The sequence below is a fragment of the Streptomyces sparsus genome, assembly GCF_054776295.1.
On record NZ_BAAHCA010001544.1, the window covers coordinates 1 to 725 of the forward strand.

Annotated in this window: 1 pseudogene; it reads left to right on the plus strand. The window is 75.2% G+C overall.

Going from position 1 to position 725, the window contains the following annotated elements:
- A pseudogene (locus tag ACYVE9_RS29515) lies at positions 1-725 on the plus strand (type VII secretion protein EccC); the annotation flags it as partial.

A 725-nucleotide genomic window follows, 5' to 3' on the forward strand; every position in this document is an offset into this window, starting at 1 on the left:
CAGGCACCGCCGGTGCGGGTGCTGCCGGCCCGGCTGAGCCCGCGCCGGCTGCCGTCGGCCGAGGACGAGCCGCGCCGGGTGCCGATCGGCCTCGACCAGGGCGCGCTGGAGCCGGTCCTGCTCGACCTGTTCCGCCACGACCAGCACCTGGTGGTGTTCGGCGACAGCGAGTGCGGCAAGACGAACCTGCTGCGGCTCGTCGCCCGCGGTCTGATGGCCAGGTACGACGACGAGGAGCTGGTGTTCGCCGTGATGGACCCGCGGCGGGGCCTGCACAGCCTGGTGCCGGAGGAGTACCGCGGCGGTTACGCGCACAACGCGAAGCTGGCGTTCGGGCTGGCCGGGGTGATCGCCGGCGAGCTGGAGAAGCGCAGGCCGGACGACACCGTCGCCCCTGAGGTGCTCGCGGCCGGTGGCGCCGCGCCCACCGGCCCGCGCATCGTGGTGCTCGTCGACGACTACGACGTGCTCGCCTCCGCGGGGCAGCAGCCGCTGGAACCGTTCCTGCCGTACCTGCCGTCCGCACCGGACATCGGCCTGCACTTCGTGCTGACCCGCCGGGTCGCCGGCGCGTCCCGGTCCCTGTACGAGCCGTTCCTGATGACGCTGCGGGAGAGCGGCACCGCGGCGCTGGTGATGACGGGCGACCGCACCGAGGGGCAGCTCTTCCCCGGCGTGCACGCGGCGGCCCGGCCCGCCGGGCGCGGCACCTTCGTGCGCCGCGG